The organism is Candidatus Obscuribacterales bacterium (assembly GCA_036703605.1).
GTDB lineage: Bacteria > Cyanobacteriota > Cyanobacteriia > RECH01 > RECH01 > RECH01.
Genome location: DATNRH010000278.1, coordinates 1 through 4,568 on the forward strand (window position 1 = coordinate 1; position 4,568 = coordinate 4,568).

The following is a 4,568-nucleotide window of genomic DNA, read 5'->3' on the forward strand; positions in this document are numbered from 1 at the left end:
TCACCGTCTCATTCCCTGTCGACTCACTGGCACACCCTCAGTGCTGCCCAAGCGCTGACGTTACTTGAAGCCTGCGTTGATGGTCTGGACTCCAGTACCGTAGAGCAGCGGCAACGGATCTACGGCCCCAATGAACTGCAAGAGGGATCGACCCGCAGCCCCTGGGTGATTTTGTGGGATCAGTTCAAAAATATTATGCTGCTGATGTTGATCGCGGTGGCCCTAGTATCTCTGGTGCTGGATGTGCAGCAGGGGGGCTTTCCTAAGGATGCGATCGCCATCTTTGCCATTGTCCTGCTTAATGGGCTGCTGGGCTATCTGCAAGAGAGCAAGGCTGAACAAGCTTTAGCGGCGCTGAAGACCATGACCTCACCCCGGGTGCGGGTGCTGCGTCAGGGGCAAGAGCAGGAGGTGGATGCCAAAGCCCTTGTGCCGGGGGATGTGATCTTGCTTGAAGCCGGTATGCAGGTGCCTGCGGATGGGCGTTTGTTGAACGCGGCGAACCTGCAGGTGCGAGAGGCTGCCTTAACCGGCGAGGCCGAAGCGGTGACCAAGCAACCTGAGGTGATCTTGGACGAAGAAGCTGCCTTGGGCGATCGCCTCAACTTGGTCTACCAGGGTACCGAAGTGTTGCAGGGGCGCGGCACTGTGTTGATTACGCAAACCGGCATGGAAACTGAACTTGGCCGCATTGCTACCCTGATTCAGTCTGTGGAATCAGAACCCACCCCCCTGCAGCAGCGGATGGGCCAGTTGGGGAACGTGCTGGTGTCAGGTTCCTTAGTCCTAGTGGCCGTGGTGGTGGCGGTGGGGCTGGTTCGCACGGGAGACCTCAGTCTGTTTGATGATTTATTAGAAGTCTCCCTCAGCATGGCGGTGGCCGTTGTTCCGGAAGGGTTGCCTGCGGTGATTACCGTGACCTTGGCCCTAGGTACCCAGCGGATGGTGCGCCGCCATGCTCTGATTCGCAAATTGCCCGCCGTCGAAACCCTCGGCTCGGTCACTACCATCTGTTCGGATAAGACCGGCACCCTGACCCAAAATAAGATGGTGGTGCAGCAGGTCAAAACAGTCGCCCACTCGTACCGGGTGACCGGGGAGGGCTACGCACCCGTGGGTCAGATCTTGAACGAAGAGGGAGCGATCGCCCCTGACCCGGCCCTGCAGGCGTTATTGATTGCCTGCGCCCTGTGCAACGACGCGACCCTCAACCCGTCTGGCAGCATTTGGACCTTGCTGGGCGACCCCACCGAGGGAGCTCTCCTAGCCGTGGCGGGTAAAGGCGGGTTTGAGCCATCAACGCTGAAGCACAGCCAACGCATCCAGGAAGTGCCCTTTACCTCAGAGCGCAAGCGCATGAGCGTGGTGATCCAGACCCAGGCCCATGCCGCCTGGCCCTTAGCCTCCCAGGTAATGTTCACCAAAGGCTCTGCCGAATTAGTGCTCGAACGATGCGCTACGTGCCAAGGTTCTCAAGATCCTGAATCTCTTACTGCCGTTCAACGGCAAGCCATCTTGGCCCAAACCGATGCCCTAGCTGCCGCTGGTCTGAGGGTGCTGGGCTTGGCTATGAAGCCGTTAGACAGCGTTACCCTCAACGATAATTTGGAAGCGGAGGAACAAGACCTGATCTGGCTGGGGCTGGTGGGAATGCTCGATGCCCCCCGTCCCGAAGTGCGGGATGCTGTAGCCGATTGTCGCCGGGCAGGAATTCGGCCTGTGATGATCACCGGCGATCATCCTTTAACCGCAAAGGCGATCGCCGAAACCCTTGGCATTGCCCAACCCGGCGACACCATCCTCACTGGGCGTGAGCTAACCCATCTCTCCACCGCCGAGCTAGAGCAGACGGTACCCCACGTTAGTGTCTACGCTAGGGTTGCCCCAGAACACAAGCTGCGTATTGTGCAGGCCCTGCAAAAACAGGGAGACTTTGTGGCCATGACCGGGGATGGCGTCAATGATGCGCCTGCCCTCAAACAGGCCGACATTGGCATTGCCATGGGCATCACTGGCACCGATGTCAGCAAAGAGGCCAGCGATATGGTGCTGCTCGACGACAACTTTGCCACCATTGTCGCTGCCACGGAAGAAGGCCGAGTGGTCTACGACAACATTCGCCGCTTCATCAAATACATTCTGGGCAGCAACGTTGGTGAAGTGCTCACCATTGCAGCAGCGCCCCTGATTGGTCTGGGCGGCGTGCCCCTGTCGCCGCTGCAAATTTTGTGGATGAACCTCGTTACCGATGGCGTACCGGCCCTAGCCCTGGCCATGGAACCGGCAGAACCCAACGTTATGCAGCGCCCACCTCACAACCCCAGGGAGAGCATTTTTGCCCGAGGGTTAGGTAGCTATGTGGTGCGAGTTGGTATTGTGCTGGCAATCCTGGCCATTGGCCTGATGGGCTGGGCCTATCGCTACACCCATGACCCTGCCTACCCTGGTGACCCAAACACTTGGAAAACCATGGTGTTTACCACCCTCTGTCTAGCCCAAATGGGGCACGCCTTAGCTGCCCGTTCCGAGACTCGTCTGACGATACAGCTTAACCCCATGACCAATCCCTTTATCTGGGGGGCCGTACTGGTCACTACGGGACTGCAAGTGGGGTTGATGTATGTGCCGGCACTGCAACAGTTTTTTGGCCTACATCCCTTATCTGGGGGCGAGCTAGCTCTGTGCTTTGGGGTCAGCGCTCTGATGTTTATCTGGCTAGAAGCTGAAAAGCTGTTCATTCAACTCGTGCTGCGCTGCCAGCAGCCCGGTGCCGCGATCGCTAACACTGCGAGAGGAATTTGATGAAAACTATCAAGACTGCTTTCAATAGTCCCTGGCCACTGCTGATGTCAGTCGCCTTGGCAACCGTGGTTGCCCTAGCCACCGCCCTAGACTGGCTGTATGTTCAACCCCAACGCCAAGCAGCTCCCCCTGTTGATCCGACCACTGCTGTGGAGCCCCCTCAGCCATGACCTTAGGACTGACCTTAGCTGTGGTGGTACTGGCGCTTGTCTGCTTTGTCGGAGAATGGTTTTCGGCAGATGTGACAGCCATCTTCGTCATGGTTGCCCTGATGACGTTGGGCCTGGTCACGCCAGAACAGGGCGTTTCGGGGTTTAGCAACTCGGCGACGGTGACCGTGCTTGCCATGTTTATCCTCAGCGCCGGGATTGAGCGCACCGGAGCTGTGCAGGCCGTAAGCCATAGTTTAATGGCCTGGGGCGGTCAGCGTGCCAGCCGGCAAATCTTGGTGATGGGGGCGATCGTGGGGCCCATTTCAGCCTTTATCAACAACACGGCGGTAGTGGCGGTATTTTTGCCCATCATCGAAGACTGGTGCCGCCAACAAAAGATCTCGCCCTCTAAGCTGCTGATTCCCCTTTCCTACGTGACGGTGCTGGGGGGTATGCTAACGGTGATCGGCACCTCGACCAATGTCTTGGCCAGCGGTCTGTCTGAAACCTTGGGATATGGGCCCTTTGGGCTGTTTCAATTTTCCCTGGTGGGGCTGGTGACAGGGACGGTGGGGCTGCTGTACTTAGCCTTGGTGGCTCCCCGATTACTGCCTCAGCACCCCAGTTCGCCGACCGACCAGGTGTTGACGCGCTATGGCCTCGACCACTACATCAGCGAAATTGTCATTCCACCTGGCTCAAGCCTAGTGGGGCAGTCGTTGCAGAGTAGCCAAATCCAGCGCCGGTTCGATATGGACGTGGTTGAGCTGATTCGCAATGGGGCGCATTTCCCCCAGCCGATTTCCGATAAACCGTTGCAGGCAGGCGATATTTTGCTGGTGCGGGGGAATCCTGATTGCCTATTGAGCATCAAGGCCAGCCAGGGCATTGAAATTTTGCCGGAAGTACAGTTTGGCGATCGCGACGCTGAACCAGCCTTAACCTTGGGAGAAGAGGGCATCGCCGAAGTGTTGGTGCTACCCAATGCCGAGGTCATTGGCTCGACCCTCAAGGATACGCGGTTTCGCCAACGCTACAATGTCACTGTGCTGGCGATCCAACAAGGGCAGGGGGTGGTGCGCGATCGCCTAGGGCGCGTGCCGCTGCAATTTGGGGATGTGTTGTTGGTGCAGGGGCCCAAGCAAAGTCTGCTGGGGCTACAAACCCATCCTGGCTTGGTGCTAGTGCAGCAGCGGGACACAGAAACCCTGCGCCGCGACAAGGCCGGGGTAGCGATCGCCATTTTGATTGGAGTCGTCATTCTAGCAGCCCTAGACTGGCTACCGATTTTGGTTAGCGCTTGGATAGGCGTTGCCCTGATGCTACTGACGGGCTGCCTCAGACCAGGAGAACTCTATAGTTCCGTCCGCTGGGACGTGATCTTTCTGCTGGCGGGTCTAATTCCCCTGGGGCTGGCGATGGACAATGCTGGGGCAACCCAGTGGCTGGCGGATCAGCTCGTCAATCTAGGCAGTGCCTGGTCTGGCTATGCCCTGCTGACGCTCTTTTTCGTGCTGACGTCTTTAGTGACCGAAATTTTGTCCAACAATGCCTGCGTGGTGTTGCTCCTTCCCATCGCTGCTAAGGTGGCCGAGTCGCTCAACTTCAATCCCT

3 protein-coding genes are annotated in these 4,568 nt (G+C 58.0%); all 3 read left to right on the forward strand.

What is annotated here, in order from left to right; translation table 11 throughout:
* A partial coding sequence (locus V6D20_05915) for a cation-translocating P-type ATPase (GenBank protein HEY9815322.1) occupies positions 1-2,802 on the forward strand: 2,802 nt, incomplete at its 5' end.
* The gene (locus V6D20_05920) at positions 2,802-2,972 is read left to right on the forward strand and encodes a hypothetical protein (GenBank protein HEY9815323.1); all 171 of its coding nucleotides are present in this window, start codon (positions 2,802-2,804) and stop codon (positions 2,970-2,972) included. The genes V6D20_05915 and V6D20_05920, both read left to right, overlap by 1 nt.
* On the forward strand, positions 2,969-4,568 hold a 1,600-nt coding region (locus V6D20_05925; protein ID HEY9815324.1), incomplete at its 3' end, for an SLC13 family permease. The genes V6D20_05920 and V6D20_05925, both read left to right, overlap by 4 nt.

What these genes read in the sequence shown, in the direction of transcription:
- V6D20_05920 (HEY9815323.1), top strand. Translation starts at nt 2,802, where the DNA reads ATGAAAACTATCAAGACTGCTTTCAATAGTCCCTGGCCACTGCTGATG.